Genomic DNA, 18,041 nt, shown 5'->3' on the forward strand with positions numbered 1-18,041 from the left:
CGGTAACGGACTACCAGACGTTGGACCTGCCGTACGGTCAGGCCCAGACGCTCGGCCGCGCGTCCGGGCTTGAGCCGCATGTCCACCACGGACTGGATTACCTTCAGACGGTCGAGTTCTCGCATGTTCAAAGTCACCAGTGCAGCTGGATGCATGGCCGGCTCCGTCGTCCCGCGGGGAACCGGCAAGCATACCGAGACCAGAACACGACATTTCTGAATGGCTAGAACACGACATTTCTATAAAGCTACTACACCAGAAAACTCGATAATTTATCTTATGTCAACTTGAATCCCTGGTAGTTTGTCTATCCAATCGTTCCCGGCTGACCCAAGCACAACATGATTGCGCATCCATCTCAGCGCGCGGTGGCGGATACCGGCGCGCCCAGCACCGGTATCCTTTTTCATGGCCGATCGATCGAATCTCCAGGCATTGACGTGTCAGACCGCGCGTTGGACGCGCGCGTCGGACGGCCGCTCCACTTTGAATTGCGAAACCACTGTTCAGGTCGCGAACGACCCGCTCCATGCGTCACTAAACGCGCACGTCCTGCTCGTTGAGCGGCTGCGCCGTAGCCCCTGCGAGCTCCGCACGCAACGCGTCGCGCGCGTGATGTCTACGCACCCATAGCGCGGTGAGAATCGGCACGAGAACCGCCGTCACGAGACAGGCTGTCGCGACCATGGCCGTGGCGGCCGGCACCAGCGGCTTGAAGCGCGGAATCATCTCGCCGATGATGGCCGGGTTCGCCACGGCTGCCCCCGCCGTCGACGACGCCGCCAGCCCCGCCGCGCCGTTGCCGCCCGCGATCCAGCGGTCCGCGAGGATCAGCGGAATGCCCGTCACGACGATCACCGCGAGACCAAGCACGATGCCAGGGAAGCCGCTCGTGACGATCACGTTCAGGTCGATGCCGTTGCCGAGCGCGAAACCGAAGAACGGAATCAGCGGATGCACGCAGCGGCCAAAGAAGTCGCGCAGCTCGCTGTCGAGGTTACCCAGCACGAAGCCGATCAGGAACGGCAGCACTGCGCCGGCAAAGAGCCGCGGTTCGAAGAACGCGACCCCGGTCGCGCCGAGGATGATCATGCTGACGAGCGGCCCGGATTCGATCGACATCAGCACGAACGCGCCCGCCTCCTCCCTCGTGCCATATTGCTGCATCACCGCCGCATAGAGACCGCCGTTGGTCATGTCCATCGACGTCGTGATCGCGAGCACCGAGAGGCCGGCGAACAGCCCTGCCTTGATGCCGTCGACAGGAATGAAGTGCGAGGCGACGAGCGTCGCGATCCACGCCACTGCCATTTTGGTCGCGAGCAGCGTGCCGGACTTGCGCAAGACCGTGCCTGTCGCCCGCAGGTCGATCGTTGCACCCATGCAGAAGAACCACACGGCCAGAATCGGTACGGTGCCGGTTATCAGTCCATTCGTGAACGACCCGAAGTATTTCCCCGCGCCCGGCGCGAACGTGTGGACACACGCGCCGAGCAGCAACGGCACCAGCATCAGGCCGCCTGGAATACGGTCGATGGCCCTCTTGAGCTTCATGTCTCCTCCATGGACTTCGCGTCCAGTTGTCGGGTGGAATCACCCGGGATGATGTCCCGATCTGGCGTCGGGCTGCTCCCTTTCGGCGCAATATAGCATCGCGACAGGAACGCTGTTCCGATTACGAGAAATTCCAGCCTCGTCGTTTACCCGGAAGCTATTTGATAGCCTTGTCAGACTCGACGCCGCAATGCAAAGATTTCGGACCATTGTTCCAATTCTGAGATTCCAGGCTGCAGCCGAGGCCAGACCGGCGCCGCGGCAAAGCGCGCAATCTGACTGGAGAAAGTGTGCATGGCCACACCCTTGCGTGGACGGCGGGTGGCTGGCGCGCTAGCCCGCAGGTCGCGCGGGAAGCGGTATGCTCTCTGCGCATGGCATCGACAGGAAATGACATTAATGACAGCAACGGGCAAACAGCGCAGAGACGACGCCGCCGCACACGTGCAAGACGCGGATAGCGCTGATGGCAACGGTGGCACGTGCAACGACAGGGGCGAATCGGCTTCGTCGATCGGGAGGGTATTCGCGATTCTTGGTGCGGTCGGCGACAGCGGACAGATCGGCATCAGCGAGCTGTCGCAACGGCTCGGCATGTCCAAGACCACCGTGCACCGCGCGCTTCAGACGCTGAAGGCACTCGGCTATGTCACGCAGGAAGTCGAAACGGAACGCTACCGGTTGACGATTCGCCTGTTCGAACTAGGCGCGAAGGCGCTGGAGAGCGTCGATCTCGTGCGCGAGGCCGACGTCGAGATGCGCCGCATCGCCCAGGCCACCCGCGAGGCGGTCCACCTCGGCGCGTTCGACGAAGACGCCATTATCTACATCCACAAGATCGACGCCGACTACGGGCTGCGGATGCAGTCGCGAATCGGCCGCCGCAATCCGCTGCACAGCACGGCGATTGGCAAGGTGCTGCTCGCGTGGATGAGCGCGGCCGACGCGCGCGAAGTGCTCTCGCACGTCGAATTTCGCAAGTCGACTCCAAAGACGCTTGCGTCCGCCGACGCCGTTCTGAGCATCCTGCCGCACGTGCGCGAGCAAGGCTACGGCGAGGACAACGAGGAACAGGAGGAAGGGCTTCAGTGTCTCGCGGTGCCGGTATTCGACCGCTTTGGCCACGTGATCGCCGGCCTGTCGATTTCGTTCCCGACGATGCGCTGCGGCGCCGACACGAAATCGCACTACGTCGCCCTCCTCAGGCAGTCGGGTCTCGCGATCTCGGCGCGGCTCGGCTATCGCGAAACGACAGCACCGGAGCATGCGGCCGCCGCGCAGCGTTGAAAGAACACCGTCTGACGTGTTTGGCGAGTAGTCGATTATCATTGGTGAATCGAATCGCTTGAACAATCGATGGTTAGGTATGACGAATACAGGCAAGATATTGATAGTGGGGCTGTTACTGGTTGAGTTGGGATTTGTCTCTTACTTACTGTCCCCTAAAGGTGACCCGTCTCCGGTAGAGGTCAGCGCCGGGAGGGACAGCGCCGCGATAACGGCAGGGGTCGATTCCCGATTCGGCGCTCAGGTAACGATGGGAAGTGTGGCCAGCGCAGCGCCGTCTGCCAGGAGCAACGACGGCACCGCAAAAGCGCCGCAGCCGTCTCCGGCCAGGAACGTGGTGCCAGAATCCGTTCCGGCAGTCAGGAGCGTTGCACAAGAACCGAAGCCCGAAGTACAGCCGCATCAACAGCCGACCCGTACGCTCGACTCAGCCGACGCTCAGGCGTCCCTCGGTTCGAAGGCAGCCCCGGTGCCGGGAAAAGAGCGTGGCCATGACGATCTGAATCGTCGCCGCTCGAACCAGGTCTCGACCGCGATGACGGACGAACTGGTCAGGGAGTCCTCCAAACCCGATCCGGCGCTGCCGCCGCCGGACCCATCCGTTCGTGACGGCCTGCATCGCCGCGGCTCGAACCAGGTCGCGGCGGCGATGACGGAAGAACTGGTCAGGGAGTCCTCCAAACCCGATCCGGCGCTGCCGCCTCCGCCGAAACCGCCGCAGTCCAACCGGCCGAGCACGCAGTAGGCAGGTGAACCGCGAAGCGTCAACTGTCGCGCATCTGCGAGGCAGTTGACGCTTGCAGCCCGGCGAATCCATGGCCTCGCTGACATCGCATACGAAACCACGCCGTTCATATCAATCAACGCGCCACTAACGCAGGTTCGTCTTCACGAGTTCAACGATCTCGTCACCCCGCCCGCTCAACACCGCGCGCAGCATATACAGGCTGAAGCCCTTGGCCTGCGCCAGTTCGATGCTGGGCGGCATCGCCAGCTCGTGTTTCGACGTGACTACGTCCACGAGCGCGGGACCGGGATGCGCAAACGCTTCCTGAAGTGCGGCTTCGAGTGCCTCCGATTCCGTTACACGCAGACTGAAAATACCCGCGCCTTGCGCAATCGCCGCGAAGTCCGTCTTGCTCAGGTCCACGTTCGTATCGAGGTAGCCGCCAGCCTTCAACTCCATCGATACGAATCCGAGCAGGCTGTTGTTGAACACCACCACCTTGATCGGCAGGTTGAGCTGGCGCGCCGACAGCAGGTCGCCCAGCAGCATCGACAATCCACCATCGCCTGACAGTGAAACGACCATCCGGTCCGGATGGGCGGCCTGGGCGCCCAGCGCCTGCGGCATCGCGTTCGCCATCGATCCGTGATTGAACGAGCCATGCAGTTGCCGCTTGCCGTTCATTGTCAGATAACGCGCTGCCCACAGCGTGGGTGTGCCGACGTCGGCGGTAAAGACTGCGTTGTCGCTTGCCACTTCGTCGATCAGACGGGTCAGGTACTGCGGATGGATGGGTCTGCCAGGCCCTGAGGGCGTCGCGAGTTCATCGAGCCCCTTGCGGGCCGACAGATAGTGCTTGCGCGCCTTGTCGATAAACGCGCGATCTGTCTTGCGCTGCAGCTTCGGCAACAGCGCCGCGACGGTTTCCTTGACCGTGCCCACAAGCCCCAGCGCAAGCGGCGTACGACGGCCCAGTTGCGAACCCTTGCGGTCGATCTGCACGATCTTCGCCTCGGGCGGATAGAAAGGCCGGTACGGAAAATCGCAACCGAGCAGGAGTAGCGTGTCGCAGGACATCATCGCGTGATAGCCGGAACTGAAGCCGATGAGCCCGGTCATGCCGACGTCGAACGGGTTGTCGTATTCGATGAACTGTTTGCCGCGCAACGCATGGACAATCGGCGCGCCCAGCGTGTCGGCCAGTTCGACGACTTCCGCATGCGCGCCCGCGACACCACTGCCGCACATGATCGTCACCGCTTCGCAACCGTTCAGTATCGACGCCAGCCGGTCGATGTCGGATTCCGCCGGCAGGATCGTGGACGGGCTGTTCACGTTCCATTGAGGCACGGTGGCGCGACACTCGCTGAGCGCGATGTCGCCCGGCAGAACGATCACCGCGACGCCGCGCTCCTCGACGGCTGCGCGCATCGCACGCTCCAGCACGCGCGGAAACTGCGACGCGTTCGACACCAGTTCCACAAAGTGGCTGCACTCCTTGAAGAGATCCTGCGGATGCGTTTCCTGAAAGTAGCCAAGGCCAATCTCAGTCGACGGAATATGCGCAGCGATTGCGAGCACCGGCTGCTGGTTCCGGTGGCAATCGAAGAGCCCGTTGATCAGATGAAGATTGCCTGGCCCACAACTGCCGGCGCAGACCGCGAGACGTCCGGTCGCTGCCGCATCGGCACCCGCGGCAAACGCCGCGACTTCTTCGTGGCGCGTATGCATCCACCGGATCGAGCCGACCTGATCGAGACTGTATGCGAGACCATTCAGGCTGTCGCCTGTCACGCCCCAGATCCGTTCGACACCCGCTGCGGCGAGCGTCCTTGCCAGATAGTCGGCAACCGTTTGTGTGGCCATGTGCTCCTCCTTGAAGCGTGCGTAAAGTCAAACCGGCGTGCGGCCGGTTCTCTCTCGCAAGCGTACGTACGGCGCGCCTGAAAGTCCTGAATGCACAGAAACATTCAGAGTCGCCATGTACATCGGAGTTCAGAACGATTCATAACTTTTATCTGCGATTGGGCCAGATAGCTTATAAATCAGTGGCAGTCGCCTGAGTTTTCGATGAGACTTTCATCCATGCTGGCAATGGACACATCACGTGAAAGATCCGCTCATATATGGCTTGCTGCTCGTCGCGCTGGACATCGTGCTCTGGCGTGCCGCGTTTCCGCGGCGGGACCTGCTTCGTCTCGTCGCCCGCCTGCTGATCTTCGGCCTGCTGAGCCTCGTGCTGTTCGGCTCCGGTCTGAGCCCGTTGACGCCGCCCGCGCCGGAAGATTCGTTCCCCCGGCATATCGCCGCGCAGTTTCTCGAGGTGGTCTGGTGGCTTAACGGCGCGCGGCTTCTCACGCTCATACTGGACGCACTCTTTGCGGCACGCAGCTGGCATCGCGACCGGCTCTTTCAGGACGTGTTCGGCGCCATCGTCTTCCTGGCTGCTGCGGTGGCCTCACTCGGTTTCGTACTCAATATCCCGATTGGCGGGCTGGCGGCCACGTCGGGCGCCCTGGCGATCGTTGTCGGCCTCGCGATACAGAGCACGTTGAGCGATGTGTTCGCGGGCATCGTACTCAACACGACGGAGCCGTATCACATCGGGAACTGGGTCAACATCGACGGCGTTGAAGGACGGGTCACGGAGATGAACTGGCGCGCCACGCATCTGCTCACATCGCAGGGCAACATCGTGATCGTGCCGAATAACGTCGCGGCCAAGGCGAAGATCGTCAATAACAGCCGTCCTTCCGCATTGCACGGCGTATCGATCACGCTGGAAATCTCTCCTGAAGAGCGCCCTGCCGTCGTGCTTGCCGCGCTGAACAGCGCGCTCGCCAACGCCAGCATCGTGCTGGGTGCGCCAGAGCCGTATGCAGTCGTCAAGGCCGCGTCGGCCAACGCGATGCACTACGAGGTGATGGCCTACGTCGACGACATGGCGAGGAAGACCCAGGCGACGAACGAACTGTACGACCTGTGTTACCGGCACCTGTATGCCGCCGGCGTCGAATTGCGTCCGCTCGGCGTGCCGGCGCAGCCACGTCGCGATGTCGATCGTCGACAGCAGTTGCTGTCGCAGGTGCGGCTCTTTCACGCGCTGGGGGGCGACGAAGTCAAGGCGCTTTCGACAAGAATGTCCCGTCACGAATATGAACCGGGTCAGGTGATCGTATCGTCCGATGCACAGACCGACTATCTGCTGGTCGTTGAGTCCGGTGTGGTCAAGGTCGAAGATGCGCCCGGTTCGGGTACTTCACCCGCGACGCGCCTCGGCCCCGGCGACGCCATCGGCGAGGCAGGCGTCCTCGCGGGTCTGCCGATCCGCGCGACACTCACCGCGCTGACCACTGCGGCGCTCTACCGGCTCGATAAGGTGGACCTCACGCCGGTACTCAAGAGCCGGCCCGAAATCGGCCAGCAGATGTGTCACGTGCTATCCGGGCAGCAGGATGCGCTGCGCAAGCTGGAAAACGAGCCCTCCGCGCCGGCTGAAACCGGCTGGGCGCTGACGAACTGGCTGCGCGACGGGATGCGCAGGCTGCACGACCTCACAACATAGCGGACGCCCGCCGGCGCTACGACGCACGGGCGCCTGCAATCCATGTCGCCGCGTGCAGGCTAAAGAGTTATTAAATGACCCTAAAAGCCCGTTTCCGCACGGGCGACCCGATGCGACAATCGGGACAGATACCTGTCTCCCGGAAATCCTCTGATGAAGCTCTCTTTCGAAGTCCTGGAAGCCCTCGATGCAATTGACCGCACAGGCACGTTTGCAGAAGCGGCCGAGACCCTGCATCGCGTCCCGTCCTCGCTGAGTTATCTGGTGCAGAAGCTCGAGAGCGACCTCGAAACGCCGCTCTTCGACCGTAGCGGGCGGCGGGCAAAATTCACGCACGCGGGCCGCGTGGTCGTCGAAGAAGGCAGACGGCTGCTGCAGGGCGCGGAAGAGCTTGAACGCAAGGTGCAACGCGTCAAGCAGGGATGGGAAGCCGAATTGCGGATCTGCATCGACGAGATTCTGCCATTCGATGCGATCTGGCCGCACGTGCGTGCGTTTTACGAGGCGAGCATCGATACGCGGCTGCACCTGTCGCGCGAAGTACTGGGTGGCACCTGGGATGCGTTGATCACGCGTCGCGCCGATCTCGTGGTTGGCGCAGCCGGCGATCCGCCGAACGTGCCGAATCTGGCGTTCCGTTCGATCGGCTCGATGCGTCACGTCTTTGTCACGTCACCCGATCATCCGCTTGCGCAGCTGCCCGAACCGCTCACGATGGAGACGGTCGCGCGCTATCGCGGCGCGGTGATCCGCGACACGTCGCGCGAACTGCTGCCGCGCACGGTTGGCGCGGCAGCCACCCAGGACTGCATTTCGCTGCCGACGCTCGCCAGCAAGCTGGCCGCCCATATCGAAGGGCTTGCCGTCGGCACATTGCCGGAGTGCCTCGCGACGGAACCCATCGCGCGCGGCGAACTCGTCGCAAGGCAACTCATCGGCATGCGCGACGTGACGCATTTCTATCTCGCCTGGCGCGAAGACGAAACGGGTCAGGCGATGCGCTGGTGGCTCGATCGCCTCGATCTGCCCGACCTGGTGGATCGCTTTATCGGATACCGGTACGCGTGATACGCAGCGCTTTCGTCTACGTGCTGAAACACGGCGGGTCAAGCTACGTGTCGCTGGTTTCCGAAATCGCCTTCTCCAGTTCGACGAGCGCCGCGCGCGCTTCGTCGATATCCGGGCCGTCGACATGGGCGCAGGCGTCCGACAGGATCGACGATAGCAGTCCGTGCGCATCATCGGCACGGTTCTGCTCCGCCCAGAATCGCGCGAGGCTGCGCGCGGCGCGGAGTGCGAGTACTGTCGCGCCCTGACGCCGCGCCGATTCGAGCGCAGCCGTGAACCAGGCGGCCGCGTCCGCATCGCCTTGTGTGACGCGGGTCAATTCGCCCTTTACGCGGCACAGTTCGGCGTAGTACCACTGCTCACCTGTTTCGTCGCATTGCCGCAGGGCTTCGTTGACCGCGGCCAGTGCATCGCCGTATCGCCCCTCGCGCATCAACGCGCCAGCAAGCTGGCATTGCAGCAGGGTTAAAGGCGCGAGGAGGCCGAGTGCACGAAGACCGTCGAGTGCGTGGCGGAATTTCGCCAGCCGGTGCGGCGCTTCGGCTGACAGCGAATGAAGGTGTTCCTCGTAACACGTGCTGCATGCAAGCCAGATCGGCAGCGATGCCCGCGACGACGTACATTTCAGCGTCGCGATGCCGCGTTCCGCTGCGCTGAGATCACCTGTGAGCAACGCAAGGGGAATGAACGACTCGCCGAGCACATAGCAGGTGACGAGTTCGAAGTCGTGCCGGAGCGCAGCGTCCAGCGCCTCGTTCGCGTGCCGCATGGCGAGCGACGTTTCGCCCTGCGCCCACATCACGCGCGCGAGCATCGCCTGCGCAACGATTCCGTGCTCGATCCTCGCACCGACCGTGTCCCATCGGTGCGTCGAAGGCACCCACGCGCTCAGCATCGCCTCGAGCTTCTGGCGCGCCGCGCCCTGCTCGCCGAGGTAGTGCAGTGCGACGCCTTCCAGACGCCGACCGATCAATGTGTGGGTGACGTCCTTCAGCGGGCGGGCGCGCTCGTCGAAACGCCTCGCGAATGCAAGCGCCTGACGGGCCTTGCCGCCGGTCTGGCTTGCATGCCACAGGCCGCACAAAGCGCGTATCTCGAAGGCGATGTTGCCCATGTTCACCGCCATCGTGAGCACTTCGGACCACGCATGCAGTACCTGCCTTGAGGGACCATGCGTGTACACCATCGATGCCGCAAGGGTCGTCGCAAGCGTGAGCCGGGCTTCGCCGGACACATCGATATCGTCTGTCTCGCGTGCGGCATCCAGCGCCAGCTGTGCACGGCTATAACATTCGCCGACCTGCGACAGATCGAACAGATACGGCACCGCGATCGCAGACAATTCGATACCGATCGCGCGGTTGCCCGATGCGGAGAACGCCCAGTCGAGCGCAGCCCTCACGTTACCCAGTTCCAGACGAAACGCTTCGAGCTGTCCAGCCGCGCGACCGACCTTCCCTTCAGCCTGCGATGGCTTGAACCGCTCGCAGAACCAGGTTGCATGCGCGAGTGCCGCCGCGCGCTGCTCTCCGTTGTCCTCGAGTTGCTGCAGCGCGTAGGCGCGCGTCGTTTCCAGCAACCGGTATCCCGGCGTCCTGCTGCTGTCCGCGCTGCCATCCGTACGAATGACGAGCGACTTCGACACGAGGCCGCCAAGCGCATCCATCACAGCCGTCTGCTCGAAACCGATGCTTGCGCCGACGCTGCAGATCGAATCGAAGGTGAAGGTGTCGACGAACACGCCCAGCCGGCGCAGGATCACGCGCTCGGTCTCGTTGAGCAGCCGGTAACTCCAGTCGAGCGTCGCCTTCAACGTCTGCTGACGCGGCAACGCGGTTCTGCAACCACCCGACAGAATGCCAAGGCGGTCGTCGAGCCGTGCCGCGAGTACTTCGATACCGAGCGCAGCCGCGCGTGCGGCAGCGAGTTCGATCGCAAGCGGAATGCCGTCGAGGCGGCGACACACCTCTCCCGTCAGAAACACGCTTCGCTCGTCGGACGAAAAATGCGGGTCGATAGCGCGGGCACGTGACAGAAACAGCTGGACCGCGCCCGCCTGCAATACTTCATCGCTGCGGTTTTCGGGGCTCGGCACGTCGAGTGGCGGTACCTGATAGACCACTTCGTCGCGGGCCCGCAGCGCTTCGCGGCTCGTCGCCAGCACGCGGATGCCGTCGCTGGCCGCGGCCAGGACATCCGCCATTGCCGCGGCGGTCTCCACGACATGCTCGCAGTTGTCGAGCACAATGAGCATCTGCTTGCCGTGCATTTCGTGAGCTACATGCGCCAGCGAAAGGTCGCAGCACGATACGCGTGTATTGAGCGCTGTCGCGAGCGCATCGAGCGCAAACTGTGGATGAGAAACGGGCGCGAGCGAGACGAACGCCACGCCGTCAGCGAACATCGGCAGCAACGCCCTCGCCGCCTCGATCGCGAGGCGCGTCTTGCCAATCCCGCCTGAGCCTGTGAGCGTCACGATCCGCGCGCGGTCGATGTACTCCAGTAACCCGGTGACGGTGGATTGTCTGCCGATCAGCGCAGACGCGTGCTGCGGAAGATTGTGCCTGCCTGATCGCTGACGAACGGGTGCGCCTTCGCCCTGCCGCGCTTCGTCCGCTTCCGATACCTTCGCCACACCTGTCAGACGATATCCGCGACCCGGGACCGTCACGATCAGATCGCGATGGCGATCCAGAATCTTGCGCACGGCCGCAATCTGCACCTGCAGGTTGTTTTCCTCGACGATCGTATCGGGCCATACGCGCTGCATGAGCGCGTCCTTCGATACGAGTTCACCGTCACCGGCGATCAGCGTCTCGAGAATATCGAACGCACGACTGCCGATGCGGACCAGTTCCCCATTGAGACGTATCTCCCGATGTTCGAGAGAAACATGCAGTTGTCCAACACGGACGATCCCCGCGCGGTTCGAGGAGGGCACTGGATCCAGCTGCGGGTTTGCGTGCGTCACTATCTTCACTGTCGTCTGTGTGTGGTTATTGCGGCTGTCGGAAGCAATGGCTTCCGCTTGCCATGGCGCGTCTCCATGAGGAATGTTTTACCTGCCTGTCGATCGGATCTTACGGGACTTCGTCGTGCGCAAATAGCTCAAAATTTTGATTGATCAACTCGAAATTTTTGAACGTTCGACGACTGCCGTGGGCGTATCCCCTGATCGAGACGCCAGGCACTTCAAGCAACAGTCGCCTGTATTTGATGATTGCGGGAACAAACCGGGAAAAGGCACCGACCGCAGAATCGTCTAAAATTAATCTGGTGCGATCCTGCTTTGAACAAGGGGAAGATAATGATTCGATTGATTGCATGGATGCTGATTGCTGGTACCGCAGTTCTGGCCGGCTGCAACACGATGGCGGGCGCAGGCCAGGACATTTCGAAGGGTGGCCAGGCGATCAAGAATGAGGCACAGGAATCCAAGTAAGGGAGCCAACCGAGGGAGTGCGAGTCATAGACATCGTTTCACTTTTTTGGCCGGCGCTTGTGAAGATCGGCGAGCGTCTTGTCGATTCTCCAGTCACGGTGCCTGATCCGTGACGTTGCTCTCGAGATCAGCAATAGGGAGCACCTTCGGTCTAGCTCGGGCACGTGACATGCTTCTCCGAAGGTGTCGCAACACATCCAGGGCGTCAAAACCGAAAGACGGCGGCGCAGTGAAAATGAACGTATCCAGATTGGCGCGTGAGTCGGGACTGGCGGTGCTTTTAGACGGAAGAATCGGCAGGCAGGAGTACACCAGCGTGTCCGGGTCGATGGATGCGCTCCAGCGTTTTGCGAAGGCCGTCCGGATCGCTGCATTGCAGGAGTGCAGGACGGGTGCGCGACCGCCGCGGGACGCTCCTCGCCGACCCTGCCACTGGCGTGCGGCAGCGCACCATGAAGCCCTCAGATCCCTGGGTTCCGTGCGCGGGGCAATGGTCTCGCCAACAGGACAAATCGACGTACGACCGTTGATCAGGTAATCATGGCAATGACATATCAAGACGACCATCGGGCCGACGCCATCGCGTCGAGCATTACGGTGCGCGCGGCGGCGGGCCAGCTGAAGATTATCCCGGTCTGGCAAGCGTTGGGGCAGCACGCGTCCCAGGCGAGACGGACCCGGGTTCACTGCCATCGAAAACATCAGTTCGACGAGATGACGGTCACCTTCGAGTCCATTTCTCGAGCGGACGTGCTGGACATTGCACGACGGGTGAGTGCCCTGCCGTGGGTTGTCGCGGCCACGCTCGACGTGGGTGAGTCATCGTCGTCGAGCATGCATTGAAATCACGGGATACCTCACCGGAGGGTGGCCTGGCCCAGCCACTTGGAATAAGGTTCTACAAGCGACGCAGCGCATCCGCAAGCTCGTCGAGCGACAGTGGCTTGGTGAGGTGGCAGTCGAATATCCGATCGTCGGACGGGAGTCTGCTCGCGCCATCGATGTAGCCTGTCAACGCCACCAGCCTTGTCAGGCAGCATTGCGCCCGGAGACGAAGCAGCTGGGCCAGCTCAAAGCCGTCCATACCGGGCATGCAGACGTCAATCAGCGCAACGTCCGGGGTGAAGGACTCCACGATCGAGAGCGCGTCGGGTCCACTGCATGCCCGCCGTACTTCGTGGCCCTCCAGTTCCAGCAGCGTACCTAGCGCGTCCGCGGCGTCTTCGTTGTCGTCGACCAGCAGCATGCGCATCGGTGCCAGCACGCGCGTCGCGCTCATTGCGGGCTCGTCCACGCTTTCGCGGACGATGGGTAACCGCAGGGTGACTGCCGTTCCCAGGCCTTCACCGGGGCTGGCAATGGTGACGGTGCCGTTGTGGGCCTTCACCAGATGCTTAACGACAGCGAGTCCAATGCCAAGGCCGCCTTCCGCCCGTTTTCTCGCAGACGCCGACTGGACAAACATGTCAAAGACGTGGGGCAGCAACGCAGGGGAAATGCCTATGCCATTGTCCGTTACGGTAATGACCGCCTCGCGCGGCGACGACCCAGGTGTCGACGTGATGCCTGGGTTCGGCGCCTCCACCAGTAACGTGATGTCGCCCTCGGCAGGCGTGTATTTCACCGCGTTCGACAGCAGGTTCGACACAATCTGCGTCAGACGGGCGGGGTCCGCGAAGACCGGCACCGGGTACCGAGGAACCGTGACCGTCAGCCGGTGCTGATTGTTCCTGATTTCGGCCTGCGTCGCCGCCACCGCGTCCGCCACGATATCCTGGAGCAACCCGTACGAAGGATGCACGGAAAGTTTGCCATGCCTGATGCGGGACGCGTCCAGCAGATCGCCGACGAGTCGCTTCATTAACCGTATCTGCCGGTCAGCGATATCCAGCGCAGACAGTACGACGGCATTGCCGGCGGACAGCTTACGCACAGCCGCCATGGCACTGTCTATCGGCGCCAGGGGATTGCGCAGTTCGTGACTGAGCAAGGCGATGACATCGTCCTTGCGCGCTTCCGCCAGGGCTAGCGCGTTGCGCGCTGTCTCCGCCTCCGCCGCCCGGGCTTCCGCGTCGGCCTTCGCGCGGGTAATCGTGAGCGCAGCGCAGGTGAAGTGCGCGAGACTGGTCAGGATCCGGCGATCCTCGCTGTCGAAGAGATGCTCCGGGTCATGCGACATCACCCACAGGGTGCCCCACGGCTCGGGCTCGTCCGGGATCGGGACGACCAGTTCCTCGACGATGGGCGGATTGACTCCTTCCAGACAGGCGAAATGGCGCTGGGGAAACGAAAACAGTTGCCCTGCGGCCAGTTCGAGCGCAATCCCACTCGGACTGTCGGCGATCGGGGTGGCGGTGCCAGCGACGTTGCCACATTGACCCGAAACCGTGACCCAGCGGAAGACCCGGGTCCCGTCGGCGTCGCGTTCCAACAGGCCGATGCCCGCACTGCCCGCCTCGCATAGGTCCAGCGCCATGTCCGACAGTGTCTGCAGCATGGCCCCATCCGAAGACGTCAGCGCCTGCGCCAGACGATGCATTGCCTTGCTCTCAGCCGCAAAATCAGGCGGGCGATGCGGACGTACGTCAAGTCTTGGTGTGATCAGGGCGCCCGCGCTGCGCGCGCGTTCCGCTGCGATTGACGCAGACGGTTCGGCCATATGGCCTCCTGGTTGTAATTTGTGGCTATGGGTGGCAAAAATTGCAGTGCTGAATGAATTGTAGTCGCCTGAAAGCTGATCACCAGGATTGCCTGAATGCCGACGGCGCTGTCTGCGATGCCTCCTGATCCAACTGGGTACGTTTATTGCGAAAGCGGGTAGTTACCCTTTGTGTGACGGCGGCATCCGGATTGGCGACCGTACTTCTTGTTGACGATGACCCGAGTATCCTGCGCCCGCTTCGATTTCTGATCGAGCAGGAGGGATACCGCGTCCTCACGGCAAGGGACGGGGCAGCGGGTCTGATCGTCGTCGCTAGCGAATGTCCGGATCTCATCGTGACAGACTGGATGATGCCGACGGTAGACGGCATTGAACTGTGCCGACGATTGAAGGGCGACGCGGCAACAGCCACGATTCCGGTGGTCATGCTGTCAGCTGCGTTGCCGCCTCATCCGAAGGAGCGATTGTGGGACGTACTGCTGCTGAAACCCGCACCCATCGGTCGACTGATAGAGGCGATTCGCGGTCTACTGGACGGATCCCGCGCCGATCTGACGGCAGGGAATGGCGCGCACTGAACGCCCGGCAACTCATGCGCGTGGTCCGCTCCGGCCGGATTCTGCTTTGTCTACCGGGCGTCCCGCTGGGTAATGAAGTTCGTCGTCGACATGGTGCCCAACGAGACGGGATGAACTGGGGTGACGCTGAGTGCGGTTCTCGTCAGCTTCCCAGACTGCCCGGATTTCCAGTGCACAGCAAAGCTTCGCTTCAAGACAGGGTTCGGCACCATGGATACGCTTCAGGCAATGAGAGTGTTCGTTCGTATCGTCGAGGCGGGAAGCCTCACGCGTGCGGCGGACTCCTCCGGCATGAGCATGCCCACCGTGTCGAAGCTGCTGCAGACGCTCGAGCATCACCTCGGCTGCAAGCTGATGAACCGGACTACCCGCAAGGTCTCGCTGACGGAAGACGGACATGCCTACTATCAGCGATGCGTCAATGTGCTCAGTGAAATCGACGACATGGAAGCGTCGCTTTCACGGGCCAAGGTGGCACCAAAGGGACGTCTGAGGATCAACCTTCCCACTGCGCTGGCCAAACACCTCGTCATCCCTGCATTGCCCGAATTCGTCGTGCAGTATCCAGACATCCATATCGAACTCGGACTCACCGACCGTCAGGTCGACGTGATCGGAGAAGGCGTCGACTGTGTCGTGCGCGTGGGTGCGCTGGCGGATTCCGGGCTCGTCGCAAAGCGCATCGGCAGCATGACGACATGCGTGTGCGCTTCCGCCGATTATCTGGCCCGGTATGGCACGCCCATGATGATCGCGGACCTGGATCAGCACGTCGCGGTGAACTATATATCGGGCGACACCGGTCGCCCGCGGATATGGGAGTTTCTGGTTGACGGAGAAACGAAAAGTGTACCGATGAGAGGCGCAGTGTCTGTCAACGACGCCGATGCTTACGTAGCGTGCGTACTCGCCGGTCTGGGACTCGGCAAGACCGCGATGTACCTCGTCGAACCCTACCTTCGGGACGGCCGGCTTCAGGAAGTGCTTCGGCCTTTCAATGCGAAGCCACGGCCGGTCTCCTTGCTCTATGTGCCGAACCGGCATCTGCCGCAAAAGCTCAAGCTCTTCATCGACTGGATCAACGCGCTCTTCGCGAAGTATCCTGGCTTGCAGGGCAAGGCCTTGTAAGTGCGTCACCGCCGGCCGTACCGCGTGTTTCGCCAGACTTTCCCGCTGCCTCCTCTTCCGCCGCCACCCGGGTAGGCCCAGCACTTTCAGCATCACATCAGGCTCGCCGTGCGCGTGACGTCTTGTTATAATTCTTTCAGGAAATCGAACGAAACATAACGCGCACCCACGCTACGCGCCAGGACCTCCATGCTGAAAACCGACCGGCTCCGCGCCCTCGCCGATGCGCTGGCAAAGCAGAACGTGATGCGCCTGCGTGACGCCGCGACATTGCTGGGCGTATCTGAAATGACCGTCCGGCGCGATATCGCGGGCAGCCCCGAGCGGTTCACCTATCTCGGCGGTTATATCGTCAGCGCCACAGATGTGCCCAACAACGCCGGCTATTCACTCGAAGAGGAAAAGGACCACTTCGCGCAGGCCAAGGCGGAAGCCTCAGCGGTCGCGGCGGGTCTTATCGGCGACAACGAAACACTTTTCATCGATTGCGGCACGACGCTCACCACGCTCGCGCGGCTGATTCCAGTCGAGCGCCATGTGACCGTCGTGTGCTATTCGCTGAATGTCGCGGAGATTCTGCGGCGCAAGCCGAATGTGCGAATGATCCTGCTGGGCGGTGTCTACGTGCCGTCGTCCGATTCATTCGCCGGCGAGGAAAGCCTCGAAATGCTGCGTCGGATGGGGATCAACAAGGCGTTCATTTCCGCAGGCGGCGTAGATACTGCGCGTGGCGTGACCTGCTGGAATTTTCACGAAGTCGCGTTGAAGCAGGCCGCGATGGCGAGTGCCGTCGAGCGGCATCTCGTGGTGGACATGAGCAAGTTCGGCGTCGTGAAGGCGGTGCGTTTCTCGCAGATCGACGACTTCGATTCGATCATCACCGAGAAAGGACAGGAGCTGCGCAAGCGCAAGTGAATGCGACTGCAGCACGACGAAGTCCGCCGTGCCGCAGGATCACGCAGCGAAGCCGTCAGCTCTTGCGCTGCAATGCGAAGAGTGTCCCGGCGATCAGAATGAATGCGCCGATGATCACCTTCTGCCAGGTGCTCGGCACGCCGACCAGAATCAGCACGCTATTGATCAGCGTCACCAGCACGACACCGAGCAGCGTCCCCACTACCGTTCCCGTGCCGCCCGTGATGCGTGCACCGCCCAGGATCACCGCTGCGATCACATCCAGTTCCGATCCGACCAGATCGAACGGATTGGCAAGACGGTTGTTCGACACATGCAAAATGCCCGCGATGCCGGCAAGCATGCCCGTATAGCCGAACACGAACAGATGGATCGCGCGCAGGTTGTAGCCAAGCCGCTCGGCAATCGTCAGACTGCCGCCCATCGCATAGACACCGCGCCCCATCATCGTCCGGTTGAGCAACCACCACGTGACGAACGCTGCCGCCACCAGCGCCAGCACCGAGACGGGCAACACCGCACGCAGCCCGTCACCCGTGTGATAGAAAAACAGCGGGATACGCCCGAACCGGTCCATGCTGTGCGGAATGTTCATGAAGAACGACGTGCCGATGAACGTCAGCAGAAGGCCACGATACAGATACTGCGTGCCAATCGTCACGATCAGCGAAGGCGCTTTCAACCGGTGAACCAGCAGTCCATTAATGATGCCGAGTACAACTCCGCCGAGCGCTCCCGTGATCAGGATCAACGCGAACGGCGCGTCGGGCCACCACGCAAACACGGCTTTAGTGATGCCGTACATGGTTAGCGCAGCGATCGCGGTAAACGACACATCGATGCCGCCGGACGCGAGCACGACGAGCGTACCCAGCGCGAAGAGCGACATCGTCGTCGCCGAATGCAACAGGTCGAAGAGCGTCGCAAGCTGGAAAAAGCGTGGATTGATCGCACCGACGATCAGGCACGTGGCGGCAATCAGCGCAACAGTGAACCACTCGGGATTACGCGTGAACTTCGCGCGCACGCTGAGCGGCTTGACCCTGGGCGCGACTTCGACAACGGTTGGAGTGGTCATGGTCTGGTTAATACGCGAATTCATGCGGGGTGCGTCC

14 protein-coding genes are annotated in these 18,041 nt (G+C 62.2%); 9 read left to right on the top strand and 5 right to left on the bottom strand.

Features of this window, described 5'->3' with window-relative positions; translation table 11 throughout:
- Positions 1 to 537: 537 nt before the first annotated feature.
- Positions 538 to 1,554: a 2-keto-3-deoxygluconate transporter gene (kdgT, locus tag P3T21_RS08960; RefSeq protein WP_429255576.1), complete on the bottom strand. Its 1,017-nt coding sequence runs from the start codon at positions 1,552 to 1,554 to the stop codon at positions 538 to 540.
- Positions 1,555 to 1,953: 399 nt separating this feature from the next.
- Between kdgT and kdgR the strand changes: the two genes are divergently transcribed.
- On the top strand, positions 1,954 to 2,841 hold the full coding sequence (gene kdgR, locus P3T21_RS08965; RefSeq protein ID WP_429255577.1) for a DNA-binding transcriptional regulator KdgR: 888 nt from the start codon (positions 1,954 to 1,956) through the stop codon (positions 2,839 to 2,841).
- Between the two features lie 79 nt (positions 2,842 to 2,920).
- Positions 2,921 to 3,586, top strand: coding sequence for a hypothetical protein (locus tag P3T21_RS08970; RefSeq protein WP_429255578.1), 666 nt, complete (start codon positions 2,921 to 2,923; stop codon positions 3,584 to 3,586).
- Between the two features lie 126 nt (positions 3,587 to 3,712).
- Here the strand turns inward: P3T21_RS08970 and poxB are convergent, their stop codons facing one another.
- Positions 3,713 to 5,434 (bottom strand): ubiquinone-dependent pyruvate dehydrogenase, encoded by a 1,722-nt coding sequence (gene poxB, locus P3T21_RS08975; protein ID WP_429255579.1) that lies wholly within the window; start codon positions 5,432 to 5,434, stop codon positions 3,713 to 3,715.
- Between the two features lie 241 nt (positions 5,435 to 5,675).
- Between poxB and P3T21_RS08980 the strand changes: the two genes are divergently transcribed.
- Both P3T21_RS08980 and P3T21_RS08985 read left to right on the top strand, forming a co-directional pair.
- On the top strand, positions 5,676 to 7,133 hold the full coding sequence (locus tag P3T21_RS08980; RefSeq protein ID WP_429255580.1) for a mechanosensitive ion channel domain-containing protein: 1,458 nt from the start codon (positions 5,676 to 5,678) through the stop codon (positions 7,131 to 7,133).
- A 153-nt stretch (positions 7,134 to 7,286) separates the two neighbouring features.
- Positions 7,287 to 8,201, top strand: a complete 915-nt coding sequence (locus tag P3T21_RS08985; protein WP_429255581.1) for a LysR family transcriptional regulator — start codon at positions 7,287 to 7,289, stop codon at positions 8,199 to 8,201.
- A 43-nt stretch (positions 8,202 to 8,244) separates the two neighbouring features.
- Here the strand turns inward: P3T21_RS08985 and P3T21_RS08990 are convergent, their stop codons facing one another.
- A complete protein-coding gene (locus tag P3T21_RS08990) occupies positions 8,245 to 11,142 on the bottom strand; it encodes an ATP-binding protein (RefSeq protein ID WP_429255582.1) in 2,898 nt (965 codons plus the stop codon).
- A gap of 366 nt (positions 11,143 to 11,508) precedes the next feature.
- On the opposite strand from P3T21_RS08990, the gene P3T21_RS08995 reads away from it, so the two are divergent.
- Both P3T21_RS08995 and P3T21_RS09000 read left to right on the top strand, forming a co-directional pair.
- Positions 11,509 to 11,643, top strand: coding sequence for an entericidin A/B family lipoprotein (locus P3T21_RS08995; RefSeq protein ID WP_115101171.1), 135 nt, complete (start codon positions 11,509 to 11,511; stop codon positions 11,641 to 11,643).
- Between the two features lie 546 nt (positions 11,644 to 12,189).
- Positions 12,190 to 12,486 carry a hypothetical protein gene (locus P3T21_RS09000; protein WP_429255583.1) on the top strand — a complete coding sequence of 99 codons (297 nt, stop codon included), beginning with the start codon at positions 12,190 to 12,192 and terminating at the stop codon, positions 12,484 to 12,486.
- A 55-nt stretch (positions 12,487 to 12,541) separates the two neighbouring features.
- On the opposite strand, the gene P3T21_RS09005 is transcribed toward P3T21_RS09000, so the two are convergent.
- Positions 12,542 to 14,302 (bottom strand): hybrid sensor histidine kinase/response regulator, encoded by a 1,761-nt coding sequence (locus tag P3T21_RS09005; protein ID WP_429255584.1) that lies wholly within the window; start codon positions 14,300 to 14,302, stop codon positions 12,542 to 12,544.
- 191 nt (positions 14,303 to 14,493) lie between these two features.
- Here P3T21_RS09005 and P3T21_RS09010 point away from each other — a divergent pair, with 191 nt between their 5' ends.
- The 3 genes from P3T21_RS09010 to P3T21_RS09020 all read left to right on the top strand — a co-directional run bounded on the left by P3T21_RS09010 (position 14,494) and on the right by P3T21_RS09020 (position 16,926).
- Positions 14,494 to 14,883 carry a response regulator transcription factor gene (locus tag P3T21_RS09010; RefSeq protein WP_429255585.1) on the top strand — a complete coding sequence of 130 codons (390 nt, stop codon included), beginning with the start codon at positions 14,494 to 14,496 and terminating at the stop codon, positions 14,881 to 14,883.
- Positions 14,884 to 15,093: 210 nt separating this feature from the next.
- Positions 15,094 to 16,011, top strand: coding sequence for a LysR family transcriptional regulator (locus tag P3T21_RS09015; RefSeq protein WP_429255586.1), 918 nt, complete (start codon positions 15,094 to 15,096; stop codon positions 16,009 to 16,011).
- A 189-nt stretch (positions 16,012 to 16,200) separates the two neighbouring features.
- Entirely contained in the window at positions 16,201 to 16,926 is a 726-nt protein-coding gene (locus tag P3T21_RS09020; protein ID WP_429255587.1) for a DeoR/GlpR family DNA-binding transcription regulator, read from the top strand.
- Positions 16,927 to 16,981: 55 nt separating this feature from the next.
- Here the strand turns inward: P3T21_RS09020 and P3T21_RS09025 are convergent, their stop codons facing one another.
- The gene (locus tag P3T21_RS09025; RefSeq protein ID WP_429255588.1) at positions 16,982 to 18,028 is read right to left on the bottom strand and encodes an ABC transporter permease; all 1,047 of its coding nucleotides are present in this window, start codon (positions 18,026 to 18,028) and stop codon (positions 16,982 to 16,984) included.
- Positions 18,029 to 18,041 lie beyond the last annotated feature (13 nt).

This window comes from Paraburkholderia sp. GAS334 (assembly GCF_050436625.1).
In the GTDB taxonomy this organism is placed as follows: Bacteria; Pseudomonadota; Gammaproteobacteria; order Burkholderiales; family Burkholderiaceae; genus Paraburkholderia.

Bases quoted from the DNA above. Each gene is read 5' to 3' on its own strand.
- poxB (WP_429255579.1), bottom strand. From the start codon at position 5,434: ATGGCCACACAAACGGTTGCCGACTATCTGGCAAGGACGCTCGCCGCA.
- P3T21_RS09005 (WP_429255584.1), bottom strand. From the start codon at position 14,302: ATGGCCGAACCGTCTGCGTCAATCGCAGCGGAACGCGCGCGCAGCGCG.
- P3T21_RS08985 (WP_429255581.1), top strand. From the start codon at position 7,287: ATGAAGCTCTCTTTCGAAGTCCTGGAAGCCCTCGATGCAATTGACCGC.
- P3T21_RS08995 (WP_115101171.1), top strand. From the start codon at position 11,509: ATGATTCGATTGATTGCATGGATGCTGATTGCTGGTACCGCAGTTCTG.
- kdgR (WP_429255577.1), top strand. From the start codon at position 1,954: ATGACAGCAACGGGCAAACAGCGCAGAGACGACGCCGCCGCACACGTG.
- P3T21_RS09020 (WP_429255587.1), top strand. From the start codon at position 16,201: ATGCTGAAAACCGACCGGCTCCGCGCCCTCGCCGATGCGCTGGCAAAG.
- P3T21_RS09000 (WP_429255583.1), top strand. From the start codon at position 12,190: ATGACATATCAAGACGACCATCGGGCCGACGCCATCGCGTCGAGCATT.
- P3T21_RS09015 (WP_429255586.1), top strand. From the start codon at position 15,094: ATGGATACGCTTCAGGCAATGAGAGTGTTCGTTCGTATCGTCGAGGCG.
- P3T21_RS09025 (WP_429255588.1), bottom strand. From the start codon at position 18,028: ATGAATTCGCGTATTAACCAGACCATGACCACTCCAACCGTTGTCGAA.
- P3T21_RS08970 (WP_429255578.1), top strand. From the start codon at position 2,921: ATGACGAATACAGGCAAGATATTGATAGTGGGGCTGTTACTGGTTGAG.
- kdgT (WP_429255576.1), bottom strand. From the start codon at position 1,554: ATGAAGCTCAAGAGGGCCATCGACCGTATTCCAGGCGGCCTGATGCTG.